The following is a 15,848-nucleotide window of genomic DNA, read 5'->3' on the forward strand; positions in this document are numbered from 1 at the left end:
CTAGTCTCCCATGAGCGTCCGGAGCCTCCTGATGAACACCATCATGAAGAGCCCGGCGACGATCGCGGACAGGGCCAGGCTCAGGAAGTACATCGGCAGCGAGACCACGGTGGTGAGCTTGTACATCTGCCCGCCCACCGAGTCGCCGAGCGCGGTGGCCAGGAACCAGACGCCCATCATCTGGCTCAGGAACGCCTTCGGTGCCAGCTTGTTGGTCACCGACAGGCCCACCGGGCTCAGGCACAGCTCGCCGAGCGTCTGGATCAGGTAGGTGGCCGTCAGCCACAGGATCGACACCTTCACCCCGGTGGAGGCCTGGCCCGCGGCCAGCGACATCACCACGAAGCTCGCGCCGACGAACACCAGCGCGATCGCGAAGCGGAACGGGATGCTGATGCGGTCGCCGTACCTGTTCCAGAGCACGGAGAAGACGGGCGACAGGGCGATGATGGCCACGGAGTTGACGTTGGAGACCTGGCCGGGGTCGATGCTGATGCCGAACACGGTGAGGTCCGTGCTGTCCTTGGCGAACAGCGTCAGCGCGCTGCCGGCCTGGTCGTAGATCATCCAGAAGATCGCCGCCGCCAGGAACAGCCAGACGTAGGCGCGCAGCTTGACCCGCTCCTGCGGGGTGACCTCGCTCGACCTGAACAGGAAGGCGAAGTAGGCGATCGGCACCACGGCGCACACGATCGTGAAGGCCAGGGTGAACCGGTCGAGGGTGAACGTTCCGCTCCACCCCCACACCGCCAGCACGACCACCACGGCCACCGCGCCGCCGATCGTGGCCTTCTTGAACCGTGAGGACTCCTCGGGGGTCAGCCGGTGCTCGGCCCGGTCGCCCGCGCCCCGCAGCGACTTCCTGCCCAGCACGTACTGCACCAGGCCCAGCGCCATGCCGATCGCGGCGAGGCTGAAACCCCTGTGCCACGTGTCGCCGTCGGCGGGCGCGATCATCGGGACGAACAGGATGCCGAGGAACGCGCCGAGGTTGACGCCCATGTAGAACAGCGCGAAACCGGCGTCTCTGCGCTGGTCGGCGTCCTGGCGGTAGAGCTCGCCGACCATCGTGGAGATGTTCGGCTTGAGCAGGCCGCTGCCCAGCGCGATGAGGATCAGGCCCAGCCACACCGTCGCCCCGTTGGACGGGATGGCCATGCTGATGTGGCCGGACATGATGACCACGCCGCCCCACAGGACGGTTCTGCGCGCTCCCAGGATCCGGTCGGCCACCCAGCCGCCGACCAGGGCGGTCAGGTAGACCGAGCCGACGTAGACGCCGTAGATGCCGGCGGCCGTGGTGTCCGACAGCCCCATCCCGTCGCGCGCCGCGGGCGCGGTGAGGAACAGCACCAGAATGGCGCGCATGCCGTAATAGCTGAAGCGCTCCCACATCTCGGTGCTGAACAGCGTGGCCAGGCCCCATGGATGGCCGAAGAAGGTCTTCTCACCCGTCTTCATCACAACGCCCCCGATAACACGATCCGCATGTGATTGATCACTCTACGTGATCAGAGACGGTTGTCACTGTGCAGGCCTTGTCGGGAGATAACGCGATGTGGTGCGATGCATGCCACCTGTGCAAGTGAGCACTGACTGGAGGGCGCGCTATGGCCGATGTCCTTGGAGTACGGGCCGAGATCGAGGAAGAGATCTCCGGCCGGACCGTCTGCGAGCAGCTCAGACAGATCGCGGAGGAACACCCCGACTCGCCCGCCTACTCCGACCCCGTCGAGGGCGGATGGAGCACGCTGAGTTACGCCGAGGCCAGGCAGCGCGCCCTGGAGATCGCCGCCGCGTTCGCCGCGATCGGCCTGGAGCCCGGCGAGGCCGTGGCGCTGATGATGGTCAACAGGAGCGAGCACGTGCTGGCCGACCTCGGCGCCGTGCACGCGGGCGGCCTGCCCTGCTCGGTCTACGCGACGTTCGCGCCCGACCAGATCGCCTTCGTCGCCGCCGACGTGCAGGCCCGCTACGTCGTGCTCGGCGGGGCCAAGGAGCTGGCCCGCTGGGAGCCGGTCCTGGGCGACCTGCCGGGCGTGCGCAGGATCATCATGCTGGAGGACGCGCCCGAGGGCGACGAACGCTTCATGAGCTGGTCCGACTTCCTCGCGCTCGGCAGGGAGCGCCTCGCGGTGGACCCGGCGGGGACCGACGCCCGCTGGCGCGCCGTCGCCCCCGGCGACGTGCTCACCGTCCTGTACACCTCGGGCACCACGGGCATGCCCAAGGGCGTGCCGCTGACCCACGCGAACGTCTTCTACGAGGTCGCCTCCACCGACCGGCTCACCTCGCTGCCCGTCCACGGCACGCAGATCTCCTACCTCACCTACGCCCACATCGCCGAGCGCGTCCTGAGCCTCTACCTGCCGCTCGTCAAGATCTCCCACGTGCACTTCTGCACCGACCTGGCCAACCTCGGGCCGACGCTCGCGCAGGTCAAGCCGATGATGTTCTTCGGCGTGCCGCGCGTGTGGGAGAAGATGATGGCCAAACTCCAGGCGCTGCTCGCCTCCCAGCCGGAGGAGCAGCAGGACAACGTACGGCAGGCCATGGCGGCGGGGCTCGCCTACGTGGAGGGGTCGCAGTTCGGGCATGTCGTGACGCCCGCCGTACAGGCTGCCTATGACGCGGCGGACGCGGCGCTGCTGTCGATCATCCGCGGCATGATCGGCTTCGACCGGGCCGAGTGGACCGCCACCGGCGCCGCGCCGTTCCCCGCCGAGGTGCAGAAGTTCTTCGCCGGGCTCGGCATGAAGGTCATCGACGTGTACGGCATGACCGAGACAACCGGCGCCTTCACCGGCAACAGCCCCGTCTCCTACAAGCTCGGCACCTGCGGCAGGGCGGAACCCGGCGTCGAGGTGCGGATCGCCGAGGACGGCGAGATCCTCACCCGCAGCCCGCTCAACACCCACGGCTACCTCAACCGCGCCGAGGAGACCGCGGCGCTGATCGACGCCGACGGGTGGCTGCACACCGGCGACATCGGCTCCATCGACGACGACGGGTTCGTCTCCGTCGTCGACCGCAAGAAGGAGCTCATCATCACCGCGGGCGGCGAGAACATGTCGCCCGCGATGATCGAGGCCTTCCTCAAGGAGTACCCGCTCATCGGGCAGGCGCTCGCCTACGGCGACGGCCGGCCGTACCCGGTGGCGGTCCTGACCCTCGACGCGGAGGTGGCGCCCGGGTGGGCGCAGGCGCAGGGGATCACGTACGGCTCGCTGGCCGAACTCGCCCAGCACCCCGACGTGCTCAAGGCCGTCGGCGCGGCGGTGGAGGCGGCCAACGGGAAGCTGGCGCAGGTGCAGCAGGTCAAGAAGTGGGCGGTGCTCGGGTCCGAGTGGACGGCGGAGACCGAGGAGCTCACGCCCAGCCTCAAGCTCAAGCGGCGGGTGATCCACGCCAAGTACGCGGACGTGATCGACGGGTTGTACGGCTGACGCTTTTGCCAACCGGGGCGTGTGTCGTGTCCCTGGGCATTACCGGACGCTTCCTACCGTCTCGATCATGACCCACAGAGTTCTTCTCGCTTCGCTCGCGGCGGGGGCGCTCACGGTGCCCCTGCCGCTGTCCTACGCTCTGGGTTCGCGCGCTCCTGCGGGTGGGCTCGCGATCAAGGAGATCCTCGTCCGTCCGGAGAATCCCGTGGTCAGGGCCACGGGGTCGGTCCGGCTGGTGATCGACGTGGTGGCCAGGGGGGCTTCCGGGCGCGACGGGGTGACGATCAAGGTGGAACCGGGCTCGCCGCCCAAGTCTGCGGCGCACGTGGAGCCGGTGGAGGGCGGCAAGACCTTCGGCCCGGTCCCCGTGGAACCACCCACACCTTCGGCGACTCCTTCCGCGTCCCCTTCTGTGTCTCCTTCTGTGTCTTCTCCAGCGGTCATGCCGCCTGTGTCTCCGCCGCCCTCGCCGGGCGCGGTCGCGTCTTCGCCTGGTGCCGCCACGCCTGGTCCTGCCTCGCCTTCACCTGCTTTCGCCTCGCCCCTGCCCAGCGCCGTCGAGGTCGCCTCTCCGGGCAGCTCCGCCGTACAGGATGACGGATGGTCCGTCTCCTATCCCGCACGGTTGGGCGGGGAGGGCTGGGAGACCTGGCGGTTCCTCCCCGCGCGCGGGCTCAACCGCTACTACCCCTCGGGCGCATGGACGATCACCGCCACCGCGGCGGACGCCGACGGGCGGACCGTCACCGAGCACTCCACGTTCTACCTGCGGCGCGAGACGCAGCTGAGCTCGGTGCGCGCCGACAAGGTCAAGGGCGCGCGAGCCGTACGGCTGCGCGGAGAGCTCAGCCGGGTCGACCCGGAGGGCTACCGCGCCTACGCGCCGTTCCCCAGGCAGCGCCTGGAGATCCTCTACCGCGCCGCGCAGACGGCATCCTGGACAGAGGTCGGGACGGCGGTGACCCGAGGTTCCGGACGCTTCATGACGACGATCCAGGGCCGCGCAAAGGGATACTGGCGCGTCCGATACCCCGGAACAAACCACTACGCAACCGACCTAACCACCCCATGGCGAATCGGTCGATAACCGTATAAATCAGGACTTATCCCACCGGGAATCATGGCTGTTGCCGAACTGTGATCTTTTTAGTGGCAACAATTCTTTACTCTTACGCGTCATTGGCCTTAGGTGCGCTCTGCGTTGGGGCGCGCTCTCGACGGGGAGAGGAAGTTTTCCATGATGCGACGACTCGCTGCCGGAGTCGCTGCGGCGGCCCTGGGCGCCTCGGTGCTCGCCACCGCTGTGGCGCCGGCCATGGCGGCGGAGCCGGCCGACCCTGACTTCGACGGTGGCAGCACCAGCCTGCAGCTCCAGGCGGACCCGAACCCGGTGCGCGAGGGCCGGACCCTGCACCTGGGCGGCAAGCTGTCCGTGCAGTGCGACGAGGACTACATCAACGGCTTCGTCTCCGTGCACCACGCCGACTACTGCAAGGACTCCGAGAAGTGGCACCGCCTCGGGTGGAAGCGGATCGTGATCCTCTTCCAGCCTGACGGGTCCGGCAAGTGGGAGTACGTCGACACCCTGAAGACGAACCGCGGTGGCCGTTTCTCCACCGACGTTCCCGCGTACACCTCGGGCACGTGGCGCGCCGTCTTCGAGGGCTCCCGCCACCTGGCACCGAGCGAGGGCACCGACTGGGTCAAGGTCATCCGCCACTAGCCCCCCGCGGCTAAAGAACGCCCGGCTCCCCACACACGGGGACCGGGCGTTCCCCATTCCCCACCCACACCGACGAGCCCCACCCGCCCGCCCTCCGCCCGCCCGCCCTTGCTCCCGCTGTGGCTGACCACTTCTGGCAGCTCGCGTCCGCTGTTGGCTGGCCACCTTCCCGCGCTGCTCACCGATGAGGCTCTGTCGGCCTCAACAAGCGCCAGCTGTCGGTGGACCCATCTTTCGGCGCGACCTACCGCACCACCCTGACCCACGGCATCCCGGAGGGAGAATGACAGGGCGTGGGTGTATCCGGCGAACTCGAAGTCGATGAGGCGCGGGTCCGCAGCCCCCGTCGGGTGGACGAGGACGTTGTTGGCCTCCGGGTCGCCGTTGCTGAGGGCCAGGGACGGGCCGGGATCCGACAACTCACCCCAAGCGGGCCGGTGATCCAACGGCAGGTCCTGCAACACCACGAGGTCGGGTGAGGAGGCCACGACGAAGGGAGCCAGGCCGGGGACAGGTCCTCGGTGAGGAAGCGCAGGGCGGCCGCCTCGGTGTGCGAGGGGCGGCCCCATATGACGATCACGTGCCAGGAAACGTCGCTCAGGGTTGCCCTGGCGACCGTCCAAGGTTTCAAGCGCTGCCAGTCGAGGATGGTGATTGGGTGATCACTGGGGGAGGGTAGGACGGCGCCGGGCGGATTCCGGGCGGTATCGGGCCCGGCCGGTGAGGCGCTGCCCGTCCAAGACGACCAGTTCCGCCCCGTCCCGCCTGATCCACCCCCTCCGGGAGAAGTCGCCCAGGATCTGGTTGACGCGTTCCCGCGACGCCCTGACGTGGTGGGCGAGGTCGTCCTGGCTGAGGTCGAGCCTGATGCGCACCCCCACCCGCGTGGCCCGCCCGAACCGGCCGCCCTGCTCGACCAGCACCCGCGCGACCCGCGTGGCCACGTCGACCCCCGACGCGTCCTCGAAGCGGTCGTTCATCGTCCGCACCCGCTCGGCCAGCAGCCGCATCATCCGCAGAGAAGCACACGGGTGCGCCTCCAGCCAGGCCAGCATCGCGGGAGCGGGGATCGAGCAAAGGTCCCCTTCCTGTACGGCTGTCGCCGTGGCCTGGCGCGGTGAGGCGTCGAAGAGGCAGAGCTCGCCGAGCAGCTCGCCAGGCCCGACCATGGTGAGCAGCACCGGCCCCGACCTGGTGACCTTGACCTTGCCGGACAGCAGGATCAGCACCCGGTCGCCGGGATCGCCCTCGGAGAACACCCGCGAGCCTCGCGGGTGGGTGTGGTAGCTCACCCGGGTGAGGAACGCGGCCACGGTCTCGTCCGGCAGGCCGTTCAGCAGCGGCGTGGACAGCAGGCTCATGGCGTGATCCCCAGCGCCCGGGCCAGGGCGTACTCGTCGGCGAAGAACCACGCCTCGGCCACCTTGCCGTCGACCAGCCGCCAGATGCCCACCTCCAGGACCTCCAGGGGGCGGCCGGTGGGCGCGGCGCCGAACAGCGGCCCGGTGTGGGTGCCGCGGATGGTCCACACCGCCCACACGCGGTCGCCCTTGGCCACCATGTCCTCGATGTGGTCCACCCGGTCGGCGATGCCGTCCGGGTCGTAGCCGACGCCCCTCAGCGCGCCCAGGTGCGCCATGCCGTGCCGGTGGATCACCACGTCCCGCGTCATGAACTCCCGCCTGCGGGCGGCCGGGACGCCGCGCAGCCGCCGGATGGTCTCCAGGTTGCGCAGTTCCTCCTCGGTGTGGCCGTCGGGGGAAGGGGTTCCCACCAGCATGAGCACGCTCCGCTCTAGTTCAGGAAATATCCGGACAGGTTGATGGGCTTGTCGGCCAGGCCGTACGCCTGCATCGCGTCGGCTATGCGCTGCACCTCGGGCTTGAGCGCTGTCACGTCGGCGGTCTCCAGGTACTTGTTGATGATCACCTTCCCGGCGATCTCCGCCTTGATCGTGGTGAACTTGGGCAGGGAGGTCCTGACCTCGTCCGGGTGGGCGTTGGCGTACTGCGTGGCCTTGAGCAGCGCCCGCTGGAACCCGGCCAGCGCCTTGGCGTTCTTCTGGGCGAACTCCGCCGAGACGATGTATCCGCCCACGGCGTACCCCTGGAGCTCCCCCGAGGAGGTGTCGTAGATCGACCTCGCCCCGAGCTTCTCGATCATGAGCGAGCGAAACGGGTCGCTGGTGCAGGTCGCCGCGACCTCCCCGCCCTCGAGCACGTTGGCGTGCTCCGGCGGCGCGACCGGGGTGAACTGGATGAGGTCCACCGGTAGCCCCTGCGCCTTCAGCGCCGAGCGCACGTTCAGGATGCAGACCGTGGCGGGGGACAGGACCGCGAGCTTCTTGCCCTTCAGGTCGGCCAGGCTCCTGGCGGTCGAGTCCTTGCCCACCAGCACCTGCTGGGAGCCCGACACCGCGGTGTCGGTGATCGCCACCAGCTTGACGCCGAGCCCCTTGCTGTAGGCGGTCAGCGAGCTCACCAGGTTGCTCCAGGCCATGTCGACCTGGCCGCCGACGACGGACTCCACCGTGCTGCCCGACCCGAGGTCGACGTCGGCCTTGACCTGCAGGCCCTCGGCGGCGAAGAACCCCTTGTCCATCGCCAGGTGCAGCGGCACGTTGCTCACGTTCGCCGGATTGCTGATGGTGATCACGGTCGGGCCGGAGGACGGCTGCGCGCCGCCGCACCCGGACGCGCCCAGGGCCAGTAAGAGCAGGCAGGTACGGAGTTTCATACGTTCTCCCGGGAAGCCGCATTGCGGATGTGCTGCGCGACGAGGCTGCGCTGCCGTACGAAGGAAGGAAGTTGCTTGGTGGAGACCTGGTCGCGCACGCCGGGCAGGTCGATGACGAGCTCGGTGAGCACGGACCCCGGCGAGGCGCGCAGCACGATCAGCCGGTCGGCCAGGTAGACCGACTCGTCGATGTCGTGCGTGACGAACAGGATGGTCATGTCGAACTCCAGGTGCACCCGCCTGGTCAGGTCCTCCAGCCCCGAGCGGGTCTGGGCGTCGACGGAGGCGAACGGCTCGTCCATCAGCAGCACGCGCGGCCGGTAGGCCAGCGCCCTGGCGATGGCGACGCGCTGCTGCATGCCGCCGGACAGCTGCCACGGGTAACGTCCGCCCTTGTCGGCCAGCCCGACCGCGGCCAGCGACTCCTCCACCCGCTCGGCCCGCTCCTGCCTGCTCAGCGGCAGCGTCAGCAGCGGGAACTCGACGTTCTGGGCGACCCGCATCCAGGGGAACAGGGACCTGCTGTAGTCCTGGAAGACGACCGCCAGGCCTTCTGGCACCCCGTCGACCGCCCTGCCGAGCAGCCGTACGGCTCCGCTCGTCGGCGCCACCAGGCCGGACACGCACTTCAGCAGCGTGGTCTTGCCGCAGCCCGACGGGCCCACGATCGACAGCAGTTCCCCCTTCCTGACCTCGAAGGAGATGGACGACAACGCGGTGGCGCCCGTGCCGTAGACCTTGGTGAGGCCGTCGACCTCAAGGGTGCTCATGAGGCTCCTTGGGAGATGTGGTGGTGCCAGCGCAGGACGCGCTTCTCGACGGCCAGGAAGGCGACGTTGAGCAGGTATCCGATCAGCCCCAGGAGCACGACGGCCGCCCAGACGTCGAGGATCTCGAAGGTCCGCTGGGCGGTGATGAGGAAGTGCCCCAGCCCGTCGTCGGCCAGCAGCCACTCCGACAGCACCATGAGGATCAGCGACAGGCTCAGCGTCACCCGCATCCCGGCGACGATCTGCGGCAGCGCCGCGGGGATGACGACGCGCACCACCCGGCGGGCGGCCGGGATGTGGAAGGCGCGCGCGGTGTCCAGGTAGGTCGGGTCGACCGAGCGCACACCCTGCAGCGTGTTGAGCAGCACCGGCCAGACGCACCCGAAGGTGATCAGCCCGACCCGCATCACGTCGCCCGCGCCGAAGACGAGCAGGAAGAGCGGGACGATCGCCGGCTTGGGCAGCGAGCGCAGGAACTGCACGGGCGGGTCGATGTAACCCGCCGCCGCCCGCCACTGACCGGCGGCCAGCCCGATCGCCACCCCGATGAGCGCCCCGGCCAGCCAGCCCGCCAGCGCCCTGGCCAGGCTCGGGCCGGCGTCGAGCCAGAACCGCTCGGTCAGCAGCGGGCTGCTGAACCAGAGCTGAGCCGCGCGCACCGCGATGTCGTACGGCGTCGGGAAGAACGGCGAGCCGGCGCTCAGCGTGACCCACTCCCACAGGAGTACGGCCAGCCCGACGGGACACAGCCGCAGCAGGAAGGACGTCATGAGGCGCTCCTGGTGTCCCAGGCCACGAGCCGGGCGCTGGCCGCCACGGTCAGCCAGTTGAGGAGGTAGCCGAGCACCCCGGCGAGGGTGACGGCGGCGAAGACGGTGTCGGCGTTGAAACCGCCGTAGCTGGCGCGCAGGATGACGTAGCCGATCCCGTCGTGCGTGCCGACCGCGATCTCGGTGGCGATGCCGACGGTGAGCCCGGTGGCCAGGGCCAGCCGCAGCCCGGTCAGCATGAGCGGCAACGCGCTGGGCAGGACCACCCGCCGCCAGGTCATCAGCGCCGGGATGCGGAAGCTGCGCGCCGTCTCGATGGCGACCCGGTCGACGGCACGCACGCCGTACATCGTGTTGAACAGCAGCGGCCAGATCGCGACGAACGCCACGATCGTCACCTTCATCTGCAACCCCTGGCCCATGACCAGGACCAGCAGCGGGATGATCGCGATGCCCGGCACCGAGCGGAGCGAGTCGATGATCGGGGTGAACGCCAGGGCCGCGTGCCGGTAGCTGCCCAGGACCAGCCCCAGGGGTACGGCCAGCCCGGCGGCGACCGCCACGCCGAGCAGTACCGAGGACAGGGTCGCCCACATCTCACCCAGGAACGCGGGGTCGGCCAGCAGGCCCAGCGCGCGGGGCAGGATGACGGTCGCGGGCGGCAGCAGCCGGACGTCGATGATCTCCAGCCTGGCGAAGACCTCGAAGGCCAGCGACACGACGGCCGCTCCGACGACCCCTCTGACCACGAGCTTCATCCGGTCACCTGGCGGCTCCTGGTCGCCGACACGACGGCTCCGGCCAGCAGCCCGGCGGCCACCAGCGCCGTCCCCCACACCCAGCCGGTCGGGGAGAAGGGCAGCAGCCGGTCGGCGGCGAGCGCCCCAGGGCCGGTGAAGGCCAGGCACGCGGTGGCCGAGGCCAGGACGAGCTCGTACTCGAACCCGTTGTTCCTGCGGCTGAGCCCGTTGGGCAGGTGCAGGATCATGATGTTGGCGAACGTGCCCATGAGGATGAGCACCGCCAGCGGCGTCAGCGCCCCCGCCGCGAGCAGCAGCCCGCCGGTCGTCTCCGACAGCCCGGCGACGAGCGCGATGAGCAGCGGCGGCCGGTAGCCCATGCGGCCGAAGAACCCGGCGGCGCCGCGCAGCCCGTCCGCGCCCCACCAGCCGAACAGCTTCTCCGTGCCGTGGTAGGCCATGATGAGCCCGACGGCGAGCCTGATGACCAGGAGTCCGATGTCCATGACCGGCCTCGCTCAGCCGGTGAAGGCGGGAAGGACTTCGTCGATGAACAGCCGCATCGACCGGTCGGCGGTCTCCGGCGTCATGAAGCCGAAGTTGAACAGCATGGCCATGTGCCTGATCCCGGCCGCCTCGTACTCGCGGATCTGCTCGCGCACCGAGGCCGGGTCGCCGATGAGCATGGCGTGGTCGAGGAACTCGTCGGGGTTCTGCGGGGAGACGCCCACGACGCTCTTGAGGTGGGCGGCGTCGCGCAGGTCCTTGACGTGGCCGAAGCTGCGGCGCTGGTTGTCGGCCATCAGCACGAGCCGCTCGCGGATCTCGGCCTCGGCCCTCTCGCTGGTGTCGGCGAGGTAGACCTGCTTCTGCACCATGCTCCAGTCGAGCCTGTCCTGGACGACCTCCTCGGCGTGCGCCGCGCGCAGCGCCTGCTTGTACAGCCGCCACCGACCGGCCAGCGCCTGCGGCTTCTCCCTGGCGGAGAACAGGTACCAGCCCTTCTTCCCCGCCCACTCGGCGCCGGAGTCGCTCTGCGTGGCGCGGGCGAAGGCGGGGGACTGGCGGTGGAAGGCGCTCGGCATGATGCGGGTGTGCAGGGTGCCGTGCTCGAACGCGGTCTCCCACTCCAGCGGGGGATCCTCTGGCTTCTTGGCCAGGGCCGCCTCCAGGATCTCCAGGTTGTGCGCCATCTGCGCGTGCCGCTCGCCAGGGTCGCGGCCCATTCCCGCGTACTCCAGGGGCGAGCCGCCCGCCGCGAAGCCGACGATCAGCTCGCCGCCGGTCAGGATGTCGAGCAGGTTGCACTGCTGGGCCAGCCGCATCGGGTTGTGCAGCGGCGGCACGGCGACGGCCAGGGAGAACTTGGTCCCCGGCGGCACCTGCGAGGCCAGGTGGGCGGCGAACATGAAGTTGTCGCCGTAGGTGTTGTATCCGGAGAAATGGTGCTCGGTGAGCACGACGCCGTGGAATCCGGCGCGGGTGGCTTCGACGGCCTGCCTGGCCAAGGTCTGGATGATGCCCACGTCCTCCTGCGGGCCGGGGGTCTGGGCGTTCAAGTAGATGGAGAACCGCATGGGGACCTCATTCCGAAGCCGTTCGCAATCGATTTCGACTTGTCGAGCAGTGTCCGCGCTGGGAAGCGCGGGGGTCAAGGGTGATGTGGAGTTCTTAACGTCGCCGCTTCAGCCGTTGTGAGCCGAAATCGATTTCGACCCCGGAAACGCGGCGTAGCGGCGGCGGTGGTACACCAGCGGGGCGCCCTCGTCGTCGTGGAGCTCGCCGTCCACGACCAGCCCGACCACGATGAGGTGGTCGCCGCCGTCGACCGTGGAGAACACCTCGCACACGGCGTGCGCGACCACCCCCTCGGTCAGGACGGGGGCCCCGTTGCGGGAGGGGCGCCAGGGGACGCCGTCGAACTTGTCGTCGGAGGTGCCGGCGAACCGGTCGGAGAGCCAGGCCGAGCCGCCGTCCAGGACGTTGACGCAGAAACCGCCGCTGCGCAGGATCGACGGCAACGTCCTGGAGCTCTTGCCGACGCAGGCGAGCAGCAGGGGAGGCGTGCGGGACAACCCGCACACCGCGCCCGAGGTCATGCCCACCGGCCGCCTGGCGGCGTCCATGGCGGTGATCACGGTGACCCCGGTCGGGAGGGAGCCGGCGAGCGACCTGAACAGGTCGGGGCCGATGCTGTCATTTCGCATGACAGCCATGGTGAGAAGTGGGCACGGGCTCCCGCAATCGTTTGTGGAGCTTCCAACACCAGGGTCAGGCCAGCATCCGGACGGGGTTCTCGACCGTCGCGACGAAGGCGCGCATCCACTCGGCCGCGACGACGCCGTCCACCGGGCGGTGGTCCACCGACAGCGTCACCCGCATGACGGTCGCCACCCGCACCTCGCCGTCCACCACCACAGGCTCCTGGCGGGCCGCGCCGACGGCCATGATGGCGGCGTGCGGCGGGTTGATGATCGCGGCGAACTCCTCGGTCCCGTACATCCCGAGGTTGGTGACCGTCAGGGTGCCGCCCTGCAGCTCCTCCTGGCGCAGCGTCCCCGCTCTGGCGCGTGCGGCGAAGTCCTGGACGGCGGCGGACACGGCGCCGACCGTCATGCCGTCCACGCCGCGCAGCACCGGGGTGAGCAGGCCCTGGGGCGTCGCCACGGCCACGGCCAGGTCGACGGTGGAGTACCTCCTGACGGCCTCCTGGGCCCAGGTCACGTTCATGTCGGGGACCAGGGTGTGGGCTCGGGCGGCCGCCTTGAGCACCAGGTCGTTGAGTGAGACCTTGATGTCGAGCTGGCTGCGCAGGGTGAGCAGGGCGTCGACCCTGGCGGTGCCGCGCAGGTAGAAGTGGGGGGCCTCGCGCTTGCTCTCGGTGAGGCGGGCGGCGGTGACGCGCCTGATGCGGGAGTGCGGCACGTCGACGTGGCCCACGGGCCTTTCCGAACGGCGTGCCGCGGCTTCCGTCACGTCCTTGCGGACGATCCTGCCGTTGGGCCCGGTGCCTCGGATCTCCTCCAGCGGGATGCCCGCCTCCCTGGCCAGCCGCCGGGCCAGCGGGCTCGTGAAGATCCGCGGCGGGTCCGGTACGTCCCGACGTACAGGAACGCTGGTCGGCGGGGGAGCCGTGAGCCCGAGCCCCGCCAGCACGGCGTCGTCCACCCGCTCGCCCGGCTCGCCCACGACCGCGATGGGCACCCCCACCTCCACGGCCGAGCCCGCCGCCACGAGCACCTTCAGGACCGCGCCGGGCCGGTCAGCCTCCACCTCGACCACCGCCTTCTCCGTCTCCACCGTGGCGATGACGTCACCGGCGGCGAACGCGACGTTCTCCCCGAGGTTCCAGCTCTGCAGTACGGCTTCCGCCGCCCCCGCGGCCACCTCGGGCATGCGCAGAAGTTCGGCCATGTCAGACCCCTCCGATCTCGGCTAGCTTGGCGGCTACCTCCTCGCCCTGGGCGATGGCCGCCCGCTCCAGCACCTTGCTGATGCTGGGCGAGGCCTCGCCGCCGGTGAGCCGCTCGACCGGCCGGTCGAGCCAGTCGAAGAAGCGGCGCTGGATCTCGTCGGCCAGCCAGCCGCCGTAGGAGGTGCCCGGCGGCCCCTGCTCGGCCAGCAGGACCCTGCCGGTCTTCCTGACGCTCGCCCCGATGGTGTCCCAGTCGAGGCTGGCCCGGTCGAGCCAGCGCAGGTCGATCACCTCGGCGTCCACGTCGCCCAGGGCGCCCAGGACGTAGTGCGTCATCGCCAGGTAGGTGATGACGGTGAGTGCCGAGCCGGTCCTGCGCACGGCCGCCCGGCCCACGGGCAGGCAGTAGTCGAGATCGCCCGACGGCCCCTCGCCCGTGCTCGTGTAAAGGTCGACGTGTTCCAGCACGACGACCGGGTCCTGGCAGCGCAGCGCGCTGTTCATCAGGCCCACGTAGTCGTAGGGCGTCGAGGGGGCCACGATGCGCCACCCGGGGGCCGTGGCGAAGATCCCGGCGGGGTCCATCGAGTGCTGCGAGCCGTACCCCGTGCCCATCGCGACCTTGCTGCGCAGCACGAACGGCACGCGCCCCGCGCCGCCGAACATGTGCCTGGCCTTGCCGATCTGGTTGAACAGCTGGTCGGCGGCCACCCACATGAAGTCCGCGTACATGAACTCCACGACCGGGGTGAACCGCCCGTCCAGCGCGATGCCGCCGCCGAGCCCGGTGAAGGCGTTCTCGCTGATCGGGGTGCCGAGCACCCGGCCGGGAAACGCCTCGCCCAGGCCCTTGGTCGCGCCGTTGGTGCCGCCGTTGAGCCGGTGCACGTCCTCGCCCATCACCACGACCGTGGGATCGGTCTCCATGCGGCGCGCCATGACCGCGGCGACGGCGTCGATGAACCGCTGCTCGCCCAGCGTGCCCTGGAAGGCGAACCGGGCATCGGCGAACTCGCTCAGGTCGCCGCGCACGCCGACGTCGGCGAAGGCCGGGTCTGGCCACTCTTCCGGCTTGATCCGCCGCTTGCCGTCCTTGTCCCCGGGGACGGGTTCGAGCAGTTCCTCGCTCAGCGACGCCATCAGCGCCCGCGCCCGCGCCACGCATGCCTCGACCTCCTCCTGGGCCAGCAGCCCGCGCCGCACCAGGTGGCCGGAGACCTGCGTGAGGGGGTCGCGGGCGCGCCAGTGCCGTTCCTCCTCCTTGCTGCGGTATCCGAAGGCGCTGCCGGGAAAGGGGCCGTTCTGGTGGAAGAACCGGTAGACGTCCGCCTCGACCACCGCGGGGCCGCCGCCCGAGCGCAGGTGGGCCAGCGCTTCGCGCATGGCCAGGTGTACGGCCAGCGGATCCATCCCGTCGACCTTCCAGCTCGCGATGCCGAAGCCGGGGCCGCGCGCGGACAGCCGGGGCTCGCCGGTGGCCTCCTCGACGCTGGTCGAGACGGCGTAGCGGTTGTTCTCGATGAAGAAGCACAGCGGGAGCTTCCAGGCGGCGGCCAGGTTGAAGGTCTCCAGCGTCGAGCCGATGTTGATCGCGCCGTCGCCGAAGTAGGTCACCGCGACGGCGTCCGTGCCCGCCTGCCGGTGCGCCCACGCCGACCCGGCGGCCAGCGGGACGCCGCCGCCCACGATGGCGTTCGTCCCGATCGCGCCGGCCTCGTTCCACTGCAGGTGCATCGAGCCGCCCCTGCCGTGGCTGAAGCCGCGGTCCAGGCCGCAGATCTCGGCCAGCCCGCGCAGCAGGACGGCGCGTACCTGGTCGGAGTAGGGGGATCGGGGGTCGATGCCCTTGGGTTCGACGTGGGCGAGCACCTTGGCGAGGAACTGGTGGTGGCCGCGGTGCGAGCCGTTGACGGTGTCGCCCGCCGCCAGGGCGAGGACGGAGCCGACGGCGCCGCCCTCCTGGCCGATGCTGGAGTGGGCCGGGCCGTGCACCAGCCCCTCCCTGGCCAGGTCGAGCACGTACTCCTCGAAGGTCCTGATGAGCACCAGGTGGCTCAGCATGGTCGTCAGCAGCGCGGGGTCGGCTGCGTCCCAGTCCTCCTGGGTGGCCACGACCTCGACCCAGGGGGCCGACGGTTCCAGCCGGTGATGTTGAGTCATGAGAGTCTCCACGCAATCGATTGCGTAACGGGCTGAGCGTGACACACAATGGATCCAATATCTAGATTTATCCGTCTGAATGACGCGG

15 protein-coding genes are annotated in these 15,848 nt (G+C 70.0%); 3 read left to right on the top strand and 12 right to left on the bottom strand.

The window, feature by feature from the left end:
• Positions 1-1,461 (bottom strand): peptide MFS transporter, encoded by a 1,461-nt coding sequence (locus ACIBG8_RS00720; protein WP_397340308.1) that lies wholly within the window; start codon positions 1,459-1,461, stop codon positions 1-3.
• Between the two features lie 149 nt (positions 1,462-1,610).
• Here ACIBG8_RS00720 and ACIBG8_RS00725 point away from each other — a divergent pair, with 149 nt between their 5' ends.
• From ACIBG8_RS00725 to ACIBG8_RS00735, 3 genes are all read left to right on the top strand, one after another.
• A complete protein-coding gene (locus ACIBG8_RS00725; RefSeq protein WP_397340309.1) occupies positions 1,611-3,446 on the top strand; it encodes an AMP-dependent synthetase/ligase in 1,836 nt (611 codons plus the stop codon).
• A 67-nt stretch (positions 3,447-3,513) separates the two neighbouring features.
• Positions 3,514-4,533 carry a hypothetical protein gene (locus ACIBG8_RS00730; protein WP_397340310.1) on the top strand — a complete coding sequence of 340 codons (1,020 nt, stop codon included), beginning with the start codon at positions 3,514-3,516 and terminating at the stop codon, positions 4,531-4,533.
• Positions 4,534-4,683: 150 nt separating this feature from the next.
• Positions 4,684-5,169 carry a hypothetical protein gene (locus ACIBG8_RS00735; protein ID WP_397340311.1) on the top strand — a complete coding sequence of 162 codons (486 nt, stop codon included), beginning with the start codon at positions 4,684-4,686 and terminating at the stop codon, positions 5,167-5,169.
• Positions 5,170-5,831: 662 nt separating this feature from the next.
• Here ACIBG8_RS00735 and ACIBG8_RS00740 read toward each other — a convergent pair.
• From ACIBG8_RS00740 to ACIBG8_RS00790, 11 genes are all read right to left on the bottom strand, one after another.
• Complete coding sequence (locus tag ACIBG8_RS00740) at positions 5,832-6,530, bottom strand: Crp/Fnr family transcriptional regulator (RefSeq protein ID WP_397340312.1); 699 nt, start codon at positions 6,528-6,530, stop codon at positions 5,832-5,834.
• Positions 6,527-6,949 (bottom strand): ester cyclase, encoded by a 423-nt coding sequence (locus tag ACIBG8_RS00745; RefSeq protein ID WP_397340313.1) that lies wholly within the window; start codon positions 6,947-6,949, stop codon positions 6,527-6,529. The genes ACIBG8_RS00740 and ACIBG8_RS00745 overlap by 4 nt, the downstream gene beginning before the upstream one ends.
• A gap of 14 nt (positions 6,950-6,963) precedes the next feature.
• Positions 6,964-7,905 carry an ABC transporter substrate-binding protein gene (locus ACIBG8_RS00750; protein WP_397340314.1) on the bottom strand — a complete coding sequence of 314 codons (942 nt, stop codon included), beginning with the start codon at positions 7,903-7,905 and terminating at the stop codon, positions 6,964-6,966.
• Complete coding sequence (locus ACIBG8_RS00755; RefSeq protein ID WP_397340315.1) at positions 7,902-8,675, bottom strand: ABC transporter ATP-binding protein; 774 nt, start codon at positions 8,673-8,675, stop codon at positions 7,902-7,904. Before ACIBG8_RS00755 ends, ACIBG8_RS00750 begins: the two co-directional genes overlap by 4 nt.
• Positions 8,672-9,445 (bottom strand): ABC transporter permease, encoded by a 774-nt coding sequence (locus ACIBG8_RS00760; protein WP_397340316.1) that lies wholly within the window; start codon positions 9,443-9,445, stop codon positions 8,672-8,674. The genes ACIBG8_RS00755 and ACIBG8_RS00760 overlap by 4 nt, the downstream gene beginning before the upstream one ends.
• On the bottom strand, positions 9,442-10,203 hold the full coding sequence (locus tag ACIBG8_RS00765) for an ABC transporter permease (RefSeq protein WP_397340317.1): 762 nt from the start codon (positions 10,201-10,203) through the stop codon (positions 9,442-9,444). The genes ACIBG8_RS00760 and ACIBG8_RS00765 overlap by 4 nt, the downstream gene beginning before the upstream one ends.
• On the bottom strand, positions 10,200-10,691 hold the full coding sequence (locus tag ACIBG8_RS00770) for a DoxX family protein (protein WP_397340318.1): 492 nt from the start codon (positions 10,689-10,691) through the stop codon (positions 10,200-10,202). Before ACIBG8_RS00770 ends, ACIBG8_RS00765 begins: the two co-directional genes overlap by 4 nt.
• Positions 10,692-10,703: 12 nt before the next feature.
• Positions 10,704-11,762, bottom strand: coding sequence for an LLM class flavin-dependent oxidoreductase (locus tag ACIBG8_RS00775; RefSeq protein WP_397340319.1), 1,059 nt, complete (start codon positions 11,760-11,762; stop codon positions 10,704-10,706).
• 108 nt (positions 11,763-11,870) lie between these two features.
• Positions 11,871-12,392 (bottom strand): flavin reductase family protein, encoded by a 522-nt coding sequence (locus ACIBG8_RS00780; protein ID WP_397340320.1) that lies wholly within the window; start codon positions 12,390-12,392, stop codon positions 11,871-11,873.
• A 64-nt stretch (positions 12,393-12,456) separates the two neighbouring features.
• Positions 12,457-13,599 carry a 2-oxo acid dehydrogenase subunit E2 gene (locus ACIBG8_RS00785; protein WP_397340321.1) on the bottom strand — a complete coding sequence of 381 codons (1,143 nt, stop codon included), beginning with the start codon at positions 13,597-13,599 and terminating at the stop codon, positions 12,457-12,459.
• A gap of 1 nt (position 13,600) precedes the next feature.
• Positions 13,601-15,760, bottom strand: coding sequence for a thiamine pyrophosphate-dependent enzyme (locus tag ACIBG8_RS00790; protein WP_397340322.1), 2,160 nt, complete (start codon positions 15,758-15,760; stop codon positions 13,601-13,603).
• Between the last annotated feature and the right edge of the window lie 88 nt (positions 15,761-15,848).

This window comes from Nonomuraea sp. NPDC050556 (assembly GCF_044457355.1).
Lineage (GTDB): Bacteria > Actinomycetota > Actinomycetes > Streptosporangiales > Streptosporangiaceae > Nonomuraea.